16 protein-coding genes are annotated in these 18,267 nt (G+C 34.7%); 9 read left to right on the top strand and 7 right to left on the bottom strand.

Annotated elements, in window-relative coordinates:
• The first annotated feature begins 20 nt into the window (after positions 1-20).
• The 4 genes from arfB (at position 21) to CHRYMOREF3P_RS10435 (ending at position 3,164) form a co-directional block, all read left to right on the top strand.
• A complete protein-coding gene (arfB, locus tag CHRYMOREF3P_RS10450) occupies positions 21-413 on the top strand; it encodes an alternative ribosome rescue aminoacyl-tRNA hydrolase ArfB (protein ID WP_180564558.1) in 393 nt (130 codons plus the stop codon).
• Between the two features lie 48 nt (positions 414-461).
• A complete protein-coding gene (locus CHRYMOREF3P_RS10445) occupies positions 462-1,106 on the top strand; it encodes a hypothetical protein (RefSeq protein WP_077418985.1) in 645 nt (214 codons plus the stop codon).
• Between the two features lie 303 nt (positions 1,107-1,409).
• Entirely contained in the window at positions 1,410-1,790 is a 381-nt protein-coding gene (locus tag CHRYMOREF3P_RS10440) for a GreA/GreB family elongation factor (protein ID WP_142717856.1), read from the top strand.
• Between the two features lie 399 nt (positions 1,791-2,189).
• Positions 2,190-3,164, top strand: coding sequence for a deoxyhypusine synthase family protein (locus tag CHRYMOREF3P_RS10435; RefSeq protein WP_180564557.1), 975 nt, complete (start codon positions 2,190-2,192; stop codon positions 3,162-3,164).
• 351 nt (positions 3,165-3,515) lie between these two features.
• Here CHRYMOREF3P_RS10435 and CHRYMOREF3P_RS10430 read toward each other — a convergent pair whose 3' ends face one another.
• Complete coding sequence (locus CHRYMOREF3P_RS10430; protein ID WP_167498843.1) at positions 3,516-3,662, bottom strand: hypothetical protein; 147 nt, start codon at positions 3,660-3,662, stop codon at positions 3,516-3,518.
• 89 nt (positions 3,663-3,751) lie between these two features.
• Here CHRYMOREF3P_RS10430 and CHRYMOREF3P_RS10425 point away from each other — a divergent pair, with 89 nt between their 5' ends.
• Positions 3,752-4,048 carry an MGMT family protein gene (locus CHRYMOREF3P_RS10425; protein WP_077418989.1) on the top strand — a complete coding sequence of 99 codons (297 nt, stop codon included), beginning with the start codon at positions 3,752-3,754 and terminating at the stop codon, positions 4,046-4,048.
• A 293-nt stretch (positions 4,049-4,341) separates the two neighbouring features.
• Here the strand turns inward: CHRYMOREF3P_RS10425 and CHRYMOREF3P_RS10420 are convergent, their stop codons facing one another.
• Together CHRYMOREF3P_RS10420 and htpG are read right to left on the bottom strand one after the other, a co-directional pair.
• Entirely contained in the window at positions 4,342-4,734 is a 393-nt protein-coding gene (locus tag CHRYMOREF3P_RS10420) for a helix-turn-helix transcriptional regulator (RefSeq protein ID WP_077418990.1), read from the bottom strand.
• A gap of 516 nt (positions 4,735-5,250) precedes the next feature.
• Positions 5,251-7,143: a molecular chaperone HtpG gene (gene htpG / locus CHRYMOREF3P_RS10415; RefSeq protein ID WP_180565770.1), complete on the bottom strand. Its 1,893-nt coding sequence runs from the start codon at positions 7,141-7,143 to the stop codon at positions 5,251-5,253.
• A 153-nt stretch (positions 7,144-7,296) separates the two neighbouring features.
• Between htpG and CHRYMOREF3P_RS10410 the strand changes: the two genes are divergently transcribed.
• Both CHRYMOREF3P_RS10410 and CHRYMOREF3P_RS10405 read left to right on the top strand, forming a co-directional pair.
• Positions 7,297-10,197, top strand: a complete 2,901-nt coding sequence (locus CHRYMOREF3P_RS10410) for an alpha/beta hydrolase family protein (RefSeq protein WP_180564556.1) — start codon at positions 7,297-7,299, stop codon at positions 10,195-10,197.
• Positions 10,198-10,348: 151 nt separating this feature from the next.
• A complete protein-coding gene (locus tag CHRYMOREF3P_RS10405; RefSeq protein ID WP_180564555.1) occupies positions 10,349-11,785 on the top strand; it encodes a hypothetical protein in 1,437 nt (478 codons plus the stop codon).
• A 306-nt stretch (positions 11,786-12,091) separates the two neighbouring features.
• On the opposite strand, the gene recA is transcribed toward CHRYMOREF3P_RS10405, so the two are convergent.
• Positions 12,092-13,093 (bottom strand): recombinase RecA, encoded by a 1,002-nt coding sequence (recA, locus tag CHRYMOREF3P_RS10400; protein ID WP_077418994.1) that lies wholly within the window; start codon positions 13,091-13,093, stop codon positions 12,092-12,094.
• A gap of 676 nt (positions 13,094-13,769) precedes the next feature.
• Here recA and CHRYMOREF3P_RS10395 point away from each other — a divergent pair.
• Positions 13,770-14,408, top strand: coding sequence for a hypothetical protein (locus tag CHRYMOREF3P_RS10395; protein WP_180564554.1), 639 nt, complete (start codon positions 13,770-13,772; stop codon positions 14,406-14,408).
• Between the two features lie 94 nt (positions 14,409-14,502).
• Here the strand turns inward: CHRYMOREF3P_RS10395 and CHRYMOREF3P_RS10390 are convergent, their stop codons facing one another.
• Both CHRYMOREF3P_RS10390 and CHRYMOREF3P_RS10385 read right to left on the bottom strand, forming a co-directional pair.
• Positions 14,503-15,687, bottom strand: a complete 1,185-nt coding sequence (locus CHRYMOREF3P_RS10390; RefSeq protein WP_180564553.1) for an oxygenase MpaB family protein — start codon at positions 15,685-15,687, stop codon at positions 14,503-14,505.
• A 59-nt stretch (positions 15,688-15,746) separates the two neighbouring features.
• On the bottom strand, positions 15,747-16,088 hold the full coding sequence (locus tag CHRYMOREF3P_RS10385; RefSeq protein WP_180564552.1) for a hypothetical protein: 342 nt from the start codon (positions 16,086-16,088) through the stop codon (positions 15,747-15,749).
• A 140-nt stretch (positions 16,089-16,228) separates the two neighbouring features.
• On the opposite strand from CHRYMOREF3P_RS10385, the gene CHRYMOREF3P_RS10380 reads away from it, so the two are divergent.
• Entirely contained in the window at positions 16,229-17,149 is a 921-nt protein-coding gene (locus tag CHRYMOREF3P_RS10380) for a hypothetical protein (RefSeq protein WP_180564551.1), read from the top strand.
• A gap of 100 nt (positions 17,150-17,249) precedes the next feature.
• On the opposite strand, the gene gap is transcribed toward CHRYMOREF3P_RS10380, so the two are convergent.
• Complete coding sequence (gene gap, locus CHRYMOREF3P_RS10375) at positions 17,250-18,254, bottom strand: type I glyceraldehyde-3-phosphate dehydrogenase (protein ID WP_047386314.1); 1,005 nt, start codon at positions 18,252-18,254, stop codon at positions 17,250-17,252.
• Between the last annotated feature and the right edge of the window lie 13 nt (positions 18,255-18,267).

Below are 18,267 nucleotides of genomic sequence, written 5' to 3'. Positions count from 1 at the left end.
TATCTCAAAATCTTAAAAAAATGAAAAACTTTTCAAAAGAACTCAGCTTCAGAACTTCCCGCAGCAGCGGGGCCGGAGGGCAGAATGTCAACAAAGTAGAGACTGCTGTTACCGTACTTTGGAAAGTAGATTCATCTGAGTTTTTCAATGATGATGAAAAAATATTGATTCAGGATAAATTGAAAAACAAAATCAATGCAGAAGGCTTTTTATTCCTTACCGTTTCTGAAAGCAGAACTCAGCTGATGAATAAAAATAAAGCCATTGAAAAAATGATTGAAATTGTAAATAAAGCTCTTATCATTCCGAAGAAAAGAACAGCAACAAAACCTTCAAGAGCTCAGAAACAAAAAAGACTTGATGGTAAGAAAAAGCTTTCCGATAAAAAAGAGAACAGGCGCTTCAAATTTTAGCTTGTTTCTCCCGGAGAAAATTTTAATTTTGCCGGAAACTTTAAAACCATGATAAAAAAACTAATTCTATTGGGAACTATTTCGAGTTCTTTACTTTCTTTTGCACAGGAAAAAATAACTATCATACCGGCTGTAGGATATGCATGGAGAGTAGCTAAAACAGCACCTGGGCTTTCCATGGCGGAAAAAAATTACGTTAAAGGGTTGAAAAACGGAATTCATTTTGAAATTGCGGCTTATTATAATGTGAAAGATATTGGGATTGGTGCTAAATTTTCCAATTATAATGCTTCCAGCAGCGCTGTATTGAGCGGATACAATATGAATGGACAGACGGTTACAGCTTCTATAAGTACTAAAGATAATATTACATTCTTTGGACCTTCCGTTATGTTCTCCAATTATACCAAACCTACAAACCACAAAATTGTTGCTGATGTATCTCTTGGAGTGATTACCTATACTACAAAAACTGAAGCTGTAAAAGGTACAGGTTCAAATCTTGGTCTGGAGCTGGGGGCAGCCTATCAATATGCAGTTTCGAAAAACTTTATGATAGGTCCGAAGTTGGGAATTACTGCAGGAACCTTGAACAAAATGAAAGTTAATGGACAGACCGTTGATCTTGGTGATGACCAGAAAGAAGGTCTTACAAGAGTTTCTTTAAGTGCAGCCGCTACATTCCGTTTTTAAATGCTATATTTGTAAGGATTACAAATAATCTCATAATAATGGCAGCAACAATCTCTTTATCAGCAGAACGCAGACAATCAGGATTGTTGCTGTCATTACTTTATCTACACACAGATTCTTTTCTGAAAAGTTCTAAGGACTTTATCAATTAAGCCCTGTCAGGATCCAAGACAGGGACTCATTTCGGATTTTATTTATTGCTTTTTTGCGGTTTTCTATAGAAGAAGGCTGTTGTATGCCTGGATTCTACATTGGATCGTTAGGGAATAACTGCATTTTAATTAAAAAAAAAAATTGAAGAAAATGTCCAATCATATTATTGTAACCACCGGAATTTATGATGCTATAAAAGATACACTCAGAAGGAAAAAAGTGAGCATCGGAGAAGAAAAAAGACTTACAGAAGAACTTAGAAATGCAAAACAGGTATTGAGAAGAGATCTGCCTGCTGATATCGTAACCGTTGAAAGGAAGGTGACTTTGAAAGACCATACCTTAGATTTTGAACACGAATATATTTTTGTGCCGTCTACCAAAGCAAAGCTTAAAAAGAATAAACATTCCATACTATCGGATATTGCCCTTGCAGTAGTGGGATATAAAGTAGGAGATGTTATCAACTGGCCTTTCAGAGACGGAGAAAGAAAAATTGAGATCCTGAAAGTGGAAGCCTGGGAAGGATAAATAGATATTGAATATTATTAAGTTGAATTATAATAAAAGCGTGGCTTATTTAGCTGCGCTTTTTATTTTATTAGCTCAACTATTTTTGGAAACGCGAAGACGCAAGATTTTCATATACTAAATGCTTTAAGATGCAAGGATTTTATCTCCGATAAAATTTTGTGCTGTTGATTGCTTTATACACAACCCTTGCTGAAAAACTTACATTTAGCGAAGTCCAAATGTTCTTGCGCCTTAAAAATATCCACAATATTTGGGAACTTTTTGCGTCTTTGCGTTTCCCAACAAAATAACTTTAGCATTTAACAAATGATAAAAAAAAGACTCCTCTATCACACTTTCTTCAAGTGCTTTGACTGCATTCCGTTTTTAAGTTTTATCTTTGCAAAAATTAAAAAAATGAGCAAACCGATAACTGAATTCATAGAAAAGTATTACCTGCACTTCAACGCAGCTGCATTGGTGGATGCTTCTAAAGGATATGTTGCACATCTTAAAGATGGCGGAAAAATGATGATTACTTTGGCAGGAGCAATGTCTACTGCTGAATTAGGGAAGATTCTTGCTGAAATGATCCGTCAGGGAAAAGTAGATTTTATTTCTTGTACAGGTGCCAACCTTGAAGAAGATTTAATGAACCTTGTAGCACACTCTCACTATGAAAGAGTTCCTCATTACAGAGATTTGACTGCTCAGGATGAGTGGGATCTTTTAGAAAGAGGTTTAAACAGAGTTACAGATACTTGTATCCCTGAAGAAGAAGCTTTCAGAAGATTGCAAAAACATATCGTTGAGATCTGGAAAGATGCTGAAGCTAAAGGAGAAAGATATTTCCCGCACGAATTCATGTACAAAATGATCCTTTCAGGAGTATTGGAGCAGTATTATGAAATTCCTAGAGAAAACTCTTGGATGATTGCTGCTGCGGAAGTTAATCTGCCAATCGTAGTTCCGGGATGGGAAGATTCTACAATGGGTAATATCTTCGCTTCATACTGTATCAAAGGAGAGCTTACAGCTACTACAATGAAATCGGGAATTGAGTATATGACTTATTTGGCTGACTGGTATTCTAAAAATTCAGGAGGTAAAGGAGTTGGATTCTTCCAGATTGGTGGGGGTATCGCAGGAGATTTCCCTATCTGTGTTGTGCCAATGTTGTATCAGGATATGGAAATGCATGACATTCCTTTCTGGTCTTATTTCTGCCAGATTTCTGATTCTACAACATCTTACGGTTCATATTCAGGAGCAGTTCCGAATGAAAAAATCACTTGGGGTAAACTTGATATCACTACACCGAAATTTATCGTTGAAAGTGATGCAACCATCTGTGCACCATTGATGTTCTCTTATATCTTAGAAAACGCTTAAGAATAAAATTCTCACCAGAGATCACAATACGGCGCTTCAATTCATTTGAAGCGCTTTTTATTTGCTAGATTTGGAAATAGATATGTTATGAAAACTAAACTCTTTAAACCATTAAGAAAAAATGAAGAGAGTAAGAATTAAGTTTCATCTTTGATGAATAATAAAGCAGGCAGCTGAAAAATAGCTTTAGCTATTCTCTTAATATTCTTAAAAACTTAAATGCGCTTAATGGTTTAAATAAATAGTGATATTCAATTTGTATCTCAGATAATATCCCTGCGTCTTTGCGTTTTCCAAAAAACTCCACAAGCATCTGTGAAAATCTGTGTCATCTGTGGTCAAATAAAAAAATCAATCTAAAGAATTCACCAGTACAAAATACCGATACGCAAGAATACCTTTCTCAACTTTCGTCAATTGATTAGGATCCTTCTTACTCAACTTCGGAAGCACCTTTTTATTAACTGCATTCAACAGCCTGAAAAATGATTTTTTCATATCTTTATCTTTTAATGAAACATCATCGAGCTTAAGAGAGTTCAAAAATGATGCAAAAAAAGAAAGCCAGCTAAAAATAACAATTTGATATGGACGAGATTTTTAAACAACAGGTATACGAAGTAGCAAGACTTATTCCCAAAGGAAGAGTTTCTACCTATGGTGCCATAGCAAAAGCAGTTGGCTATCCTAACCATTCAAGACATGTAGGAAAAGCGATGGGAGGATGCCCGAAAGATGTTCCTGCTCACCGTGTCATATCAAGCTCAGGAGTTTTATCTGTTCCGGAATTTCAGCCTAAGCTGGAAAAAGAAGGAATTGTTGTGGAAAATCTTAGAATAAAAAATTTCAAAAAGCTGTTTTGGGATCCGTTGGAGGAATTGTAAGTTTCAAGGGACTTAAATAAAAGAATTTTTTAACGCAAAGTTTTTATTTGTTTTCTTTAATATTTTAAGGGGACAAAGTCGAAATCAATTCCATTGATTTTTCAAGCGAATGCATTATCACACAAAGCTTCATCAGCTACAAAGTCAGAACTCTTTGCTTCCTGAAATAAAACCTTAGAATCATTCATTCTTTGCGTCAAAAAATACATTTTGTTTTAAAATTATTTTACAAAAAAATGTCACTCCATAATTTAATATGAGTGACACTAATATTTTAAAAGTTTTAAACCGTATTATTTTCCTCCTTTTGGGAGACTTTTCAGTTCTTGTTTAAGCCTTATATTTTCTTCTTTTAATAAAGTAATATAGTTTTGTAAATTCTCAATAATAGCTCCTGGAATATTATCATAATTATTCTGGTTACTGATTACTCCTGCAGAAGAAGATCTGTCATTAAAGACAGGATGATCATTATTAACAACTACTGTTGGTTCCTCCTCCTCATAAATGTCTTCAATCGGTACATCCAGGAAACGGGCAAGTTTGTCCCATTCATCTTTTACGATTCTTACATCACCGCTTTCTTTTCTGCTGTAATTGGATACATCCGTTGCGATAAAGTCAGCTACCTGTTGTTGAGTATAGCCTTTTTGCTTTCTGATGACGCGTAATTTTTCTTTTTGCATGACCTACATTTTATACAAAAATGGCAAAAAAGCATAATCTATACAATAGAAAACAGAAAAAATATAGAGCAAGACAATGAAAGCGAATAGAAAATGCAGAAAAGCTTTATAATATGAATCTTATTTATGTTAATTGATGATGATTTTTAAGATGGTTTTGTCTTGTTGGAAAAACGCAAAGGCGCAAGGATTTCTATTTTTATACTGTTTGAAGACGCAGGAAAATCGAAGATTTTCAGGAAGAATAATAGATCATGACTTAGCAGGATACAATTTTATCGAAGATAAAATCCTTGCGCCTTAAAACATAATCTATATAAAAAATAGCGTCTTTGCGTTTTCCAAAAAATTCTCCACAAACATCTGTGGAAATTTAAGATTTTCAAAAAGCTTAAGTACTCTTCCCAACAGTATGATACTTAATTAATAAAACCTTAAATGCCCAAGATCTTTTGTGACTTTTGTGGTTAAAAAGATAAAAAAAGACTGCTTCAAAATGAAACAGTCTCTTGTGTATTATTTTTCAAGTTGCTTATAGCTTCTCTGTATAAAATCTGTCAGGTCTTTTCCTTTCAGTAAGTTTTGTGAAAGCTTGGCAAGATCCAAAGCATATTTGATCAGGCTTTCTTTCTCTTCAGCATTCTCAGTTTTTAAAATCTGATTAGAAAGTTCACTGTTGGAGTTTACCACAAGATTGTACATCTCCGGGAAACCTCCCATTCCGAACATTCCGCCTCCGCCTGTAGCCTGCATTTCCTTCATTCTTCTCATGAATTCAGGTTGGGTAATGGTAAATGGAGCATCATTACTGTCAAGATCTTCAAGCTGAACGGTAAACTTAGAATCCTGAATAGCTTCTTCAACATTCTTTTTCAGAGACTCTTTTTCCGTTTCATTCAGTTTCGAAATTACGGGCTCATCTTTTTTGATCAGGTTATTCACGTGATCTGCATCTACTCTTGCAAAAGAGATATTTTCTTTTGATGTTTCCAGCTTCTGGATAACATGTGGAGTGATAGGTGAGTCTAATAACAGAACTTCATATCCTTTATCCTTTGCAGATTGGATGTAGCTGTGCTGCTCATCGGCATTGGTAGCATATAGTACAACCAGTTTATTGTCTTTATCCGTTTGTACAGGCTTGATTTTTTCAACCAATTCATCCCAAAGGAAATACTTTCCGTCTGTTGTAGGATATAGTGTGAATTTGTCTGCTTTTTCAGCAAATTTTTCTTCTGTAACAATTCCGTACTCAATAACGATCTTTATGTCATTCCATTTTTGCTCATAGTCTTCACGGTTTTCGTTGATTAAAGAAGCCATTTTGTCGGCTACTTTTTTCGTGATGTAAGATGAGATCTTCTTCACAGCACCATCAGCCTGAAGATAAGAACGGGAAACGTTCAAAGGAATATCCGGAGAATCTATGACGCCTCTCAGAAGCATCAGGAAGTCCGGAACGATACCTTTTACTTCATCTGTTACAAAAACCTGATTTTGATATAATTGTATTTTATCCTTGTCAATATTCAGGTTGTTGCTCAGTTTCGGGAAGAAAAGAACTCCGGTAAGATTGAAAGGATAATCAACATTCAGGTGAATATTGAATAATGGTTCCTCAAACTGCATAGGATACAGTTCGTGGTAGAACTTCATATAATCTTCGTTGGTCAGTTCGTTTGGAGCAATCGTCCACGCTGGTACCGGATTATTGATAATATTGTCTACCTCTTCTGTTTCAGCCACAGCATCTTCAGGAGCGTCTTCCGGTAATGGAAGCGTATGTGTTTTTGTCCCGAATTTAATAGGAACAGGCATGAATTTGTTATACTTTAATAACAATTCGCGGATTTTTCCTTCTTCTAAAAATTCTACAGAATCTTCTGCAATATGAAGGATAATCTCTGTACCTCTGTCTGTTTTGTCAGTAGTTTCTTCAAGAGTGAATTCCGGGCTTCCATCACAGATCCAACGTACTGCCGGTTCATCTTTATAAGACTTTGTAACAATTTCAACCTTTTCAGCCACCATGAACGCAGAGTAGAATCCAAGACCGAAATGTCCGATAATTCCTGAATCTTTCGCAGAATCTTTATATTTCTCCAAAAACTCTTCAGCCCCTGAAAAAGCAACCTGATTGATGTATTTTTCAACCTCTTCACCAGTCATACCAATACCCTGGTCGATAATGCGTAAAGTTTTCTGGTCTTTATCAATTTTAACTTCAAGTTTCGGATTTCCGTATTCCACTTTTGCTTCTCCGATGCTTGTTAAATGCTTTAATTTTAAAGTAGCATCTGTTGCATTGGAGATCAATTCTCTTAAGAATATTTCGTGGTCACTGTAAAGAAATTTTTTAATTAGTGGGAAAATATTTTCCACAGATACATTAATATTTCCTTTAGTCATCATATTTTATATTTTAATTGTTCAAGATACTTCTCAAAAAAAATACCATGCGGAAGAAAGTGACAGAATGGCATTTTTTCAACGTGAAACAGTCTTATCCTATAGATTTGTCAAAGAAATATCTTACTTTTAATTATTAAAAATTTTTTAAAGATGAAGTTGAAATGTACAGTTTTTATTCTGCTCATGGTGACCTGCTGGGTCTATGGACAGAAAAAGCCTTTAGACCATTCTGTTTATGACAGTTGGCAAAATATTGGGGCAAGAAAAATTTCCAATGACGGAAAATGGATTGCCTATTCTGTGGATGCTCAGGAAGGAAATTCTAGCCTTTCTTTATATTCCGTAAAAAATAAAATGACAAAGAAGTTTGCAAGAGGAACAAAAGTAGATTTTACGAATGATTCCAGATTTGCTGTTTTTCAGATCCGTCCGCAGTATAAAGATATAAAAGCGGTAAAAGATAAAAAGCTTAAAAAAAATAAATTAACAAAAGACAGCCTTGCAGTTGTTGATTTTTTAAATAATAAAACAGAGAAAATTCCTAATGTAAAATCTTTTAAAATTCCTGAAAAAGCTGGTTCCTACGTTGCTTATCTGCTGGAAAATACAAAAGATAAATCTTCAGACGATACTTCTGATAAAGAAGATGGGGATGATAATAAGGATGAAGATAAAAATGTAAAACCTTTGCAGCTGGTTGTGCGAAATCTTTTGGACGGGAAAACTACAGAATATGATAATGTAATCCGCTATGAATTCAGCAAAAATGGAAAACAGCTTGTTTTTGTGACTAAAAAACCGGAAGAAAAACCTAAAAAGGATAAAAAAGAAGGGAAGGATTCTGAAGATGAAAAATCTGCAGACAAGAAGGATAGCGACAAATCAAAGCCAAAGAAATTTGCATTTCAAACGGTACAGGTTGTAGATCTTCAAAAAGGGACTGTAACTAATATTTCAGAAATGGAAGGGGATTTTTCACAATTATCTTTTGATGAAGAGGGTAACCAGCTGGCATTTGTAGGAACTTCTTCTGCACAAAATGACCTGGTGAAATTGTATCAGCTGTATTACTTTAATTTTAAAGGAAATAAAAAAGAAACGGTCACCAATGAAAACTCACAGATGAAGAAGAATTGGGTGATTTCTGAAAACCGTTTACCCTTATTCAGTAAAAATGGAAAGCAGCTGTATTTCGGCGTTGCTCCAAAACCTATAGCAAAAGATACTGCGATGATTGCAAATGATCATGCGGTTGTAGATATCTGGAATTATAAAGATGATTATCTGCAAACAGTACAGCTAAAAGAATTGAAAAATGATCTGAAAAAATCTTATGCTGCGGTAATGCAGACGGAAAAACCGGACTTCTTTAGAAATATTGACGCTGAAGACCTGGATACATTACGATTGGTAAACGAAGGAAATGCTGAATTTGCATTGGGTATTACAAGTTTGAATAACCGTATTTCTTCGCAATGGGAAGGTGCAACAAAGAAAACGTATTTTCTGATTGATAATAAAACAGGTGAGAGAACGGAAATTATTCAGAATCTGAATGGCTCGGTTGCTGTATCTCCACTTGGGAAATTCGTTGTGATTTTTGACAGAGAAAAAGGGAAATGGCTGAGTTATAATGTGAAAACAAAGCAAATACTGCCTTTAAGCAGCGAAATACCTGTTTCCTTTGTGGATGAAGAGTTTGATATGCCGGATTTTCCAAATTCTTATGGCATCGCATCATGGACAAATAATGATGAATCTGTGATTATCAAAGACCGTTTTGATCTTTGGGAATTTTTCCTGAACGGTTCAAAAAAACCAAGAAATATCACTAACGGATTTGGTCGTAAAAATAAAATAACATTTGATACCTACGATCTGGATAAAGATATTAAAAGCTTAAACCGAAAATCTGTCATTTACTTATCAGCATTTGATAATACATCCAAAGCGAATGGGATTTTTAAAACATCTGTTCAGTCGAGTTCTGATCCGGTAAAAATCCAGATGGAAAATGTCTGGGGATATAGAAGCCTTCAAAAAGCGAAAAATGCAGAAGAATATATTGTAGTAAAAGAATCATACACTGATTCTCCGAATATTTTTTCAACATCAGATTTCTCAGAACAACAAAAGCTGAGTGATACCAATCCACAGCAAAACCATTATAATTGGGGTACAGACGAATTGGTAAACTGGACAACACCAAAAGGAAATACATCTACAGGAGTTTTATACAAACCTGAAAATTTCGATCCGAATAAAAAATATCCTATGATTGTCTATTTCTATGAAAAACTTTCGGATAATCTGAACCGTTATGTAGCACCGGCTCCAACGCCTTCAAGATTGAATATTTCTTATTTCGTAAGCAACGGATATCTGGTTTTCACTCCTGATATTTCATATACCGATGGTCTTCCCGGAGAATCTGCAATGGAATACATTAATTCCGGTGTTGAAAAATTAAAACAAAATTCCTGGGTAGATGGTACTAAAATCGGAATTCAGGGGCAAAGCTGGGGTGGTTATCAGGTAGCGTATCTTATTGCTCATACCAATATGTATGCAGCAGCATGGAGTGGTGCTCCTGTTGTAAACATGACGTCTGCATATGGCGGAATCCGATGGACATCGGGGATGAACAGGCAATTTCAGTATGAGAAATCGCAGAGTAGATTAGGGAAAAATCTATGGGAAGCTCCAGATCTTTATATTAAAAATTCACCGCTTTTTACCATTGATAAAGTACAAACTCCGGTTGTTATTATGAGTAATGATAAAGATGGAGCAGTGCCATGGTATCAGGGAATTGAGATGTTTACTGCGTTGCGTCGTCTCGGAAAACCGGTATGGCTTCTTAATTATAACGGTGATGATCACAACCTTGTAAAACGTCAGAACAGAAAGGATATCCAAATCCGTGAACAGCAGTTTTTTGATTACTATCTTAAAGGTGCTAAAGCTCCGGTCTGGATGACTAAAGGTATCCCGGCCACCCAAAAAGGAAAAGATTGGGGATTTGAGCTGACAGATGATAAGCCTAATTAATAAAAAACTCGGCGGAGCCAAAGGCTCCGCCGAGTTTTTTATTTTTCTCAGAAAAATATATCACAAAAGATAAACTGACACAATGGCATTTTTTTTATGATGAGCCTGTTGGACACTTTTATTATATTTACCGCCAATTATAAACAACAGTATGGGAATCTTTGATTTTTTTAAGAGGAAAAATAACAACCAGGAAAATATAAGTACTTTGGTTCAGGAAATAGAAATGCCAGAGGAAAAAGTAATAGAGGAAGTGGTGGAAGAAGTTGTAGAAACAATACCAGAAATCCCTTCATCACAAGTAGAAGAACCAAAAGTAAAAAATGATGAGTACGAAAAAATCAGGATTTATAACGATTATATAGTGTATTCTATAGCGCTTCAGTTAAGGGGCGAGTATACACCTATTTCTGCTTTTGAAAAAGAAAATGGTGAGGTAGAAGGCTTTGCGTATATGGTAACGGAAGATGCTTATGCACTTGCTCCACAACAGGCGATCGGGCAAATGGAAGAAAAGTTTGAAAACGAACTTCAGGAGGGTAAGATTAAGTCCTATATGATTTTATATCACTCTCAGTTTGATGATAATGATAATCATAATCCGGCGACAAAAGAGGATGAGTTCAAAGCGATTTCACTTTCCTATCATTTTGAAGGAGCTGATAAGGCAAAAACGGGACTTCCTTATGTTTTCGAAAACCAAAATGTCACTTATAAAGGTTTTGCATCGTTTTCTCACGAAGAAAACAATGAAATCATGAATCATCAGTTGGTGGATGGCAAAGATTATTTTCCAAATACAGAAGGAATTGCTGCTCCTGAGACCACTAACGAAGCAGGAATTATCATAAGAAAATCAAATATTCATAATCTTGTGAATACCTGGAGCGGGGTTTTTGGTCACGAGAATTTCCAGACTAAAGATTACGGTCAATATCTTACCACTGTTTTAATGCAGTCCACGGTTGCAGATCCTGATGGTGAAGATAAAAGCAAAACAGAATTTGAAGATGTAAGATTTAAAACCATTGTTACAGAGGAGCTTAGTACAATAATTCCGGAGGTAAAAACTAATTATGTTTTAGATTTTGAAACAAGATCAATCAGAGAGTGGGAAAATGCATTGAACTTACAGGCAATTGTAGCGGGTCCGGCCAGAGATACTTTTGGAGTTTGGTTTTTTGCTACAGATTATGCTGAAAATAGAAATACATACATGACTCAGCCTCATCTGAAGGTAAATATCAGTGGAATTGTTTTTATTCTTGATGTTCAAACAAACACTGATTTACCTGACGGGACTAAAATGAGTGAAGACTTCACAACCTATGCACCAAGCCAGGATCTTCCGAACTATGCATGTTTTGATTTTATTGCTCAGGTTGTAGACTATAAGGAAACAGAATTACTAGAAGATGGTACTGTTAAAGGATATATCCTGAAGTTAAAACTAATTACAAATGAAGAGAATGAAGATTTCTTCACTATCGATGCTTTCGTTAATAAGGAGAACATGAGATTTGAAACTCCAACAAAAGGAATGAAAGTGACTGGTGCACTTCAGCTTCAAGGTAAAATTGCTGAATAATTTTTTTTAAAATATAAAAGCTTAAAAAGAGGTTGACCTATGGACAACCTCTTTTTATTTTGAATCTAAGAAAAGTTTTATTTAAACGCAAAGAATATGTAATTCAAATACTTTTTTTTAGGAAACAATGATGAGCGACTTTAAGTACTAAATAATACATTAGAAAGGATCAATGAAATTGATTCTGCCTTTGCTCCCTTTAAAATGTACAGTTTATAAATAAAAACTTTGTATTTAAAAAACGTAACCATTTAAAAACAAAAAAAGGCAATCCTAAGACTGCCTTTTCTATATTTTCCTGAAAAATTATTTATTTTTCATTTCCTCTTTGATCTTGTTTTCCAATTCCTCGGAAAGATCAGGATTGTCTTTTAATACATCTTTTACAGCATCACGTCCCTGACCAAGTTTAGTCTCTTCGTAGCTGAACCAAGAACCGCTTTTCTTCACAATTCCCATATCTACTGCTGTATCAAGGATCTCACCTACTTTAGAAACTCCTTCACCATACATGATATCGAATTCTGCCTGCTTGAAAGGAGGTGCTACTTTGTTTTTCACAATCTTTACTTTCACACGGCTACCGATAGCTTCGTCACCTTGTTTGATAGGTGCACTGGCTTTTCTGATATCAATTCTTACAGAAGCATAGAACTTAAGAGCGTTACCTCCGGTAGTTGTCTCAGGGTTTCCGAACATTACCCCGATCTTTTCTCTCAACTGGTTGATGAAGATCACTGTACATTTCGTTCTTGAAATAGTAGCCGTAAGCTTTCTTAATGCCTGAGACATCAATCTTGCATGAAGACCCATTTTAGAATCTCCCATTTCACCTTCGATCTCAGCTTTTGGCGTAAGAGCTGCAACAGAGTCAATCACAACGATATCAATAGCCCCTGAACGGATAAGGTTATCGGCAATTTCTAAAGCTTGCTCACCATTGTCTGGCTGAGAAATGATCAGGTTCTCCAAATCAATTCCTAATTTAGCAGCATATGTTCTGTCAAAAGCGTGCTCTGCATCAATAAATGCAGCAATACCACCTGCTTTTTGAGCTTCAGCAATAGCATGAAGGGTCAATGTTGTTTTACCTGAAGACTCAGGACCGTATATTTCAATGATTCTTCCTTTTGGATATCCACCTATACCTAATGCGATATCTACTCCTAAAGAACCGGAAGGAATTACTTCTATTGTATTGTCTATAGATTGATCACCTAAAGTCATTACAGTTCCCTTTCCGTATGTTTTATCTAATTTGTCAAGCACTAAAGCGAGTGCTTTTTTCTTATCATCAATGTTACTCATCGCTATTAAAATAATTTCTCAAAAATACATAATTTAAATATCAAAAACTAATATTATTTGTCCCTGAAAACTGTTTTTAGAGTTAAAAAATGATAAAATTTTATAAGTGATATCATTCATAACGAGATAGATGTGGGGTGTGAAGGTATGGGATGTTTTAAAAAAAAATAAGTTGATAAAGTGATCATTGTAAGAAAAAGACAAGAGGGTTAAAGCTACTGTTGGTTGGGGGATTTCTGTGAGATGTAGTTTTCACTGCTTATTAAATTAGTCTATTACAACATTTTTTATGTTGATCAGTACGAATGCCTTTTTATCCATTCATATAAAAAAATGCTTATCTTAAAAAAATTGTTTTTAAAGATTATTCTATGAACAGAAAATTAAAACGATTCCTGATCAAATCTTTTGCTGTATTAGCGGTGATGCATCTCGCTTACTTTATCTATGGCTATATAAAGTTTGAAGGTCTGCAAAAAATTGATATTTATACAGAGTTTTACAGATTCAAATTTTATGATGATGTTTCCATTTCTCACTTTTTTGTAACCAGTTTTTTTTTGTTTTTCTTTTTTGTTTTTCTCCTTAGAAATCATTCCCCAAAGAGAAATATTATGAGCCGGGTAATAATAAGGATTATTTCTCAACAGAATCCAGGTATTATAGTATTGATACCTTGAGAATCCTGAGTGCTGATTATAAAAAATTAAGCAATAAATCGAAATCGGTGCTTGATATTCTGGGGCTTGATGCCGAGAAGCTGGGAAAAAGATTAATTTCTAAAAAAGAGATGGGGGACAGTACTGAAATTCTATTTCAAGGAATCGAAGTACATCCTCAATATGATGAGAAAATGTGTATTTTCCTTGAAAATAAAAGCTTGTTTTCTTCATTGCATAATATCCCTGAACGGAAGCAGGAGTATGAAAATGCCGTCAAAAGATACAATTTGCTTTATAAAGATAATCAGGATTCGCTGCTAAACTCGTTGAAGAGGCTGGATGTTCTTTTAAAAAAATACAATATAGAAACACAGATAATTCCGAAACAGCTAACAAAAGATGTCTTTTATTACAGAGATCATCAGCAGGAGCCTCTGAATGAAATACGAAATACTTACGAAAGAAATAGGTTAAAAGAAAAATTTGAAACCCTTGACCGATTGTTCTACAAACCGAATTATCTTCATCCCTCCATTACAATTATTTTTATAGGGGTTGTCATTGGTGTCTGGATCATCTTACTTTTATTGTACTTGATCTGGAGTGTAAGAAACAGAAAGCTTATTACAGGAAACGTAAAGGAAAAAGAATAAATATAATATTGCCTCTTTTTCAATGAAATGGAGAGGCTCTCAATTTTTATTTTAAATAACTTCCAGCTTTTGATTTCCTTCAAAAATAAAGTTTTTAATGAAAATTTGAATTTTTGGTGATATTCAGGTAATCTTCCAGTACTTTCATCTGATCCTTATTTCCTCTTTTTATTCTGGCATCGCGACTTACGATTCTGTCATAAATCTTGTTGAAAAGTATCTTTGATTTTGGAAACAGATTTTTGTTGGAAACTTCCGGGATCTGCAGTCTTTTGCAGACTTCATCATCCAGCAGAAACCAGGTACAGCAAACGTGGAGATATTTTAAATTTTTCCTTTGGAACTCAAATTTTAAAATAGGATTTTCCAAAGATTCATTCAGCAGAGAGTGGGCAAGGAGTACAGAATCTTTATCGGAAGGAGGTTGAACAGATGTCCATAAATAAAAATATTCAGTAGCTTGCTTTTTGTTGTCAGGGAGAAGCTGTTCCGGAATGCCTAAAAGATAGCCTACATATTTCCACAGGTGAAAAATTCCCTGTTCTTCTTCAATGGAAAAACTATTTCCCAATTTTTGAAGACTGTGAAGAAAGACAAGACTAAAACCAATATACGTTGCCATCATATCCCAGGAGTTGATCGGCTCACCCCAGTTTTCGGTATCCCAGTCTTTATAATGTTTTTTTATGGAAAGTCTCGCATAAGAATGGATCAAACGGGTTTTTATAGCAAATTCATACCCTTTTGCATGAACTTCCAGCGCGTTGTATCGGGTAGCATTTACCCAGAAATCCAATGTTTCCGAAAGACGTTTTACCGCACCCTTTTTTAATGCTTCTGTGACAATAAGGGGTTTGTTGAGGTAAGCGTAGTCGTAACCGCCGATCAGACAATAATCCCTCAACGAGATCAGGGAGTCTAGATTGCTTCTCATGCAGAGTTCAGCACCGCTTTTGAGTAAATTGTAATCAAGCCATTCCGGGACTTTTTGAGTTTGGGTGAAAAGCTTTTTTACACTTTCAGGAACAGAATCTGTTTCCGAAACTCCATTTCTGATGTATTGCTCAATTTCTCTGGATGCCTCATGAAATTTTTTAGTAAAATACACATCTCTTACAACCTCATCACCGACCTCATCAACATGATGAAAAAAAGGAGCGAATTTCTCGAATTTTTCAAAACTCACTTCTGCTCCGGAAAACTCAATAAGCAGTTTTCCGTTCCCACTTTCCCAGAAATTTCTGAAATGAGGAGCATCTTTATATCGTGGTTGTATCATGTTCATTCCTTTACCTATAAAAGTACAAGTTTTATGCTGAAGTTTTATGGTGAGATTTGTCAGGCTTCGATAAAGATTTTAGAGATATCCCCATTCAAAAGTTCCATGACAAACTCAATGTCATCGGGATGGGTGAGGTCTATGATTTCTTTCAGGTGTACAGGATACTTATGGAGTCCGTGTATTTTCAGAATGTCTTCATGATGATTGCAGATGGGGCTGTCTGCGAAATTAATAACATAATAATAGAACTTTCCCGGCACGAAGATTTCTCCGATAAGGTGCTCAATAGCAGGAACGGGCAGGGCTCTGTTATCATTCTGTAAAATTTCAGGACAGTCATTCCATACTTTGGTGAGGGGATGCGGTTTTTTTGCATGAGTCAAATGTTTTTTCTCCATTGGTTGGTGTTTTCTTAAAAATAATAAAATTATGTTGAAAAATCACCCTTTTGTGGTATTTCGTGTGGTAGGTAAGTGTTGTAGCTTTAAATAAAACTAATGACCACTTCAAAAATTTTAATCTAAAAAAATAAATAACCATGAAAACAAAAATTTTATTATTGTTCCTGCTCGGATGGGTTGGGATAGTGTTTGGGCAGGAAAAAATTAATAAAAATAAAATTGATGAAAAATCGCAATTTATTTTTGATTACTTGACAACGACAAAAGGAGTTGATTGTACTAAAGATGGAATAAAACTAGAAGGTATAGAAGAATTAAATATGCCTACAAATGCAATTTTTACAATTGAAAAAGAAAATGATGATGGTAGTTTTGTTATAAAATTTTCAATATGGAAATCAAAAGATCACTTAGAAGATAATCTGACGTATTATTATAAACAAGTTGGGAAAAATACTAAAATATTAGACGCAATTAAAACAGAAGAATTTGATTTAAAAACTGGAAAAGCTGTTAAAAAAAATATTGTAGATAGTGAATCAAATGTTATAAATGTAACAGAAAGATTCTTTTTAGTAAAAAAAGATGATTTATTACTAAATGGATCGGTTTATAATCTTCCAAAATATGAATTTGTATTTGGAACCATTTCTTATTTAGCAAGAATTAGGCCTTCTGTAAAAGATATTCCCAGTTATTGGTCTACTGATTTAAATTTGGGATTTGCTTATGGTATAAAAAGGAATTTTAATAAGAATTGGGGAATTGCAGCTTTAGGAGGGATTTCATTTAGCAAAGCGAAAATTGATTCATTATCTACTTCACCATCAATTGATAAAAGCATTGAAAAAATTTCACTATCACCAACTTTGAATATTTTATGTAATTACAAAAAATTTTTCATAGGGATTGGTGCTGGTTTTGATTGGATTAATTTAGATGACGAGGAATCTAAAAAATGGGTTTATAATAAAAAAATATTTTATGCTATAGGAATTGGAATGAATTTATTTTCTAGTAGTACAAGCGATACACCAAAAGCAACAAATTCTCCATAAGTCTTTATTATAGAGTAATTATTTAAAAATACTAATTGTACTATAACACAAAAAACCTTCCCATCGGGAAGGTTTTATATTACTTATTGTTTATCGCTTATTATAAAGAAGCAGCGTGTACAAGCATATCTACTAACTTGTTAGAGTAACCCATTTCGTTGTCATACCAAGAAACAAGTTTCACGAAGTTTGGAGAAAGCATGATACCAGCATCTTTGTCGAAGATAGAAGTTCTCTTATCTCCTACGAAGTCCTGAGATACTACAGCATCTTCAGTATATCCAAGGATACCTTTCAATTCACCTTCAGAAGCAGCTTTGATTACTGAACAGATGTCTTCATAAGAAGCAGCTTTTTCAATTCTCACTGTTAAATCTACTACAGAAACGTCAACAGTTGGTACTCTGAAAGACATACCTGTTAATTTTCCGTTTAGTGAAGGAATTACTTTTCCTACTGCTTTAGCAGCACCTGTAGAAGAAGGGATGATGTTGTTTAGAGCAGCTCTACCACCTCTCCAGTCTTTTACTGAAGGACCGTCAACAGTTTTCTGAGTAGCTGTTGTAGCATGTACAGTTGTCATTAAACCTTCAACGATTCCGAAGTTATCGTGGATTACTTTAGCTAAAGGAGCTAAACAGTTTGTAGTACAAGAAGCGTTTGATAAAATTTTGATATCATCAGTAAGTTCCTTGTGGTTTACACCCATTACGAACATTGGAGTATCATCTTTAGAAGGAGCAGAAAGGATTACTTTCTTTGCACCTGCATTGATGTGAGCCTGAGCAGTATCTTTAGATAAGAAAAGACCTGTAGATTCTACGATATAGTCAGCACCAATTTCATTCCACTTTAGGTTGTTAGGATCTCTTTCAGCAGTTACTCTGATTCTTTTCCCGTTTACTACAAGATCATTTCCTTCTACAGAAACTTCACCTGGGAAAATACCGTGTACAGAGTCATATTTTAACATGTAAGCCATGTATTCTGCATTAATAAGGTCATTGATTCCTACAACTTCAATGTTGTCTCTTTCAGTCATTGCTCTGAAAACAAGACGTCCAATTCTACCAAAACCGTTGATACCTACTTTAATTGTTGACATAATAGTTTGTTTT

The organism is Chryseobacterium sp. JV274, assembly GCF_903969135.1.
Taxonomy (GTDB): Bacteria; Bacteroidota; Bacteroidia; order Flavobacteriales; family Weeksellaceae; genus Chryseobacterium.
Note: the sequence above shows the minus strand (reverse complement) of the source record. Positions and strands in the feature narration are given on the sequence as shown.

Coding starts and splice junctions, on each gene's coding strand:
- CHRYMOREF3P_RS10435 (WP_180564557.1), top strand. CDS start 2,190: ATGAGCAAACCGATAACTGAATTCATAGAAAAGTATTACCTGCACTTC.
- CHRYMOREF3P_RS10440 (WP_142717856.1), top strand. CDS start 1,410: ATGTCCAATCATATTATTGTAACCACCGGAATTTATGATGCTATAAAA.
- arfB (WP_180564558.1), top strand. CDS start 21: ATGAAAAACTTTTCAAAAGAACTCAGCTTCAGAACTTCCCGCAGCAGC.
- CHRYMOREF3P_RS10425 (WP_077418989.1), top strand. CDS start 3,752: ATGGACGAGATTTTTAAACAACAGGTATACGAAGTAGCAAGACTTATT.
- CHRYMOREF3P_RS10410 (WP_180564556.1), top strand. CDS start 7,297: ATGAAGTTGAAATGTACAGTTTTTATTCTGCTCATGGTGACCTGCTGG.
- gap (WP_047386314.1), bottom strand. CDS start 18,254: ATGTCAACAATTAAAGTAGGTATCAACGGTTTTGGTAGAATTGGACGT.
- CHRYMOREF3P_RS10380 (WP_180564551.1), top strand. CDS start 16,229: ATGAAAACAAAAATTTTATTATTGTTCCTGCTCGGATGGGTTGGGATA.
- CHRYMOREF3P_RS10430 (WP_167498843.1), bottom strand. CDS start 3,662: ATGAAAAAATCATTTTTCAGGCTGTTGAATGCAGTTAATAAAAAGGTG.
- CHRYMOREF3P_RS10385 (WP_180564552.1), bottom strand. CDS start 16,088: ATGGAGAAAAAACATTTGACTCATGCAAAAAAACCGCATCCCCTCACC.
- CHRYMOREF3P_RS10405 (WP_180564555.1), top strand. CDS start 10,349: ATGGGAATCTTTGATTTTTTTAAGAGGAAAAATAACAACCAGGAAAAT.
- CHRYMOREF3P_RS10390 (WP_180564553.1), bottom strand. CDS start 15,687: ATGATACAACCACGATATAAAGATGCTCCTCATTTCAGAAATTTCTGG.
- CHRYMOREF3P_RS10445 (WP_077418985.1), top strand. CDS start 462: ATGATAAAAAAACTAATTCTATTGGGAACTATTTCGAGTTCTTTACTT.
- CHRYMOREF3P_RS10420 (WP_077418990.1), bottom strand. CDS start 4,734: ATGCAAAAAGAAAAATTACGCGTCATCAGAAAGCAAAAAGGCTATACT.
- recA (WP_077418994.1), bottom strand. CDS start 13,093: ATGAGTAACATTGATGATAAGAAAAAAGCACTCGCTTTAGTGCTTGAC.
- htpG (WP_180565770.1), bottom strand. CDS start 7,143: ATGACTAAAGGAAATATTAATGTATCTGTGGAAAATATTTTCCCACTA.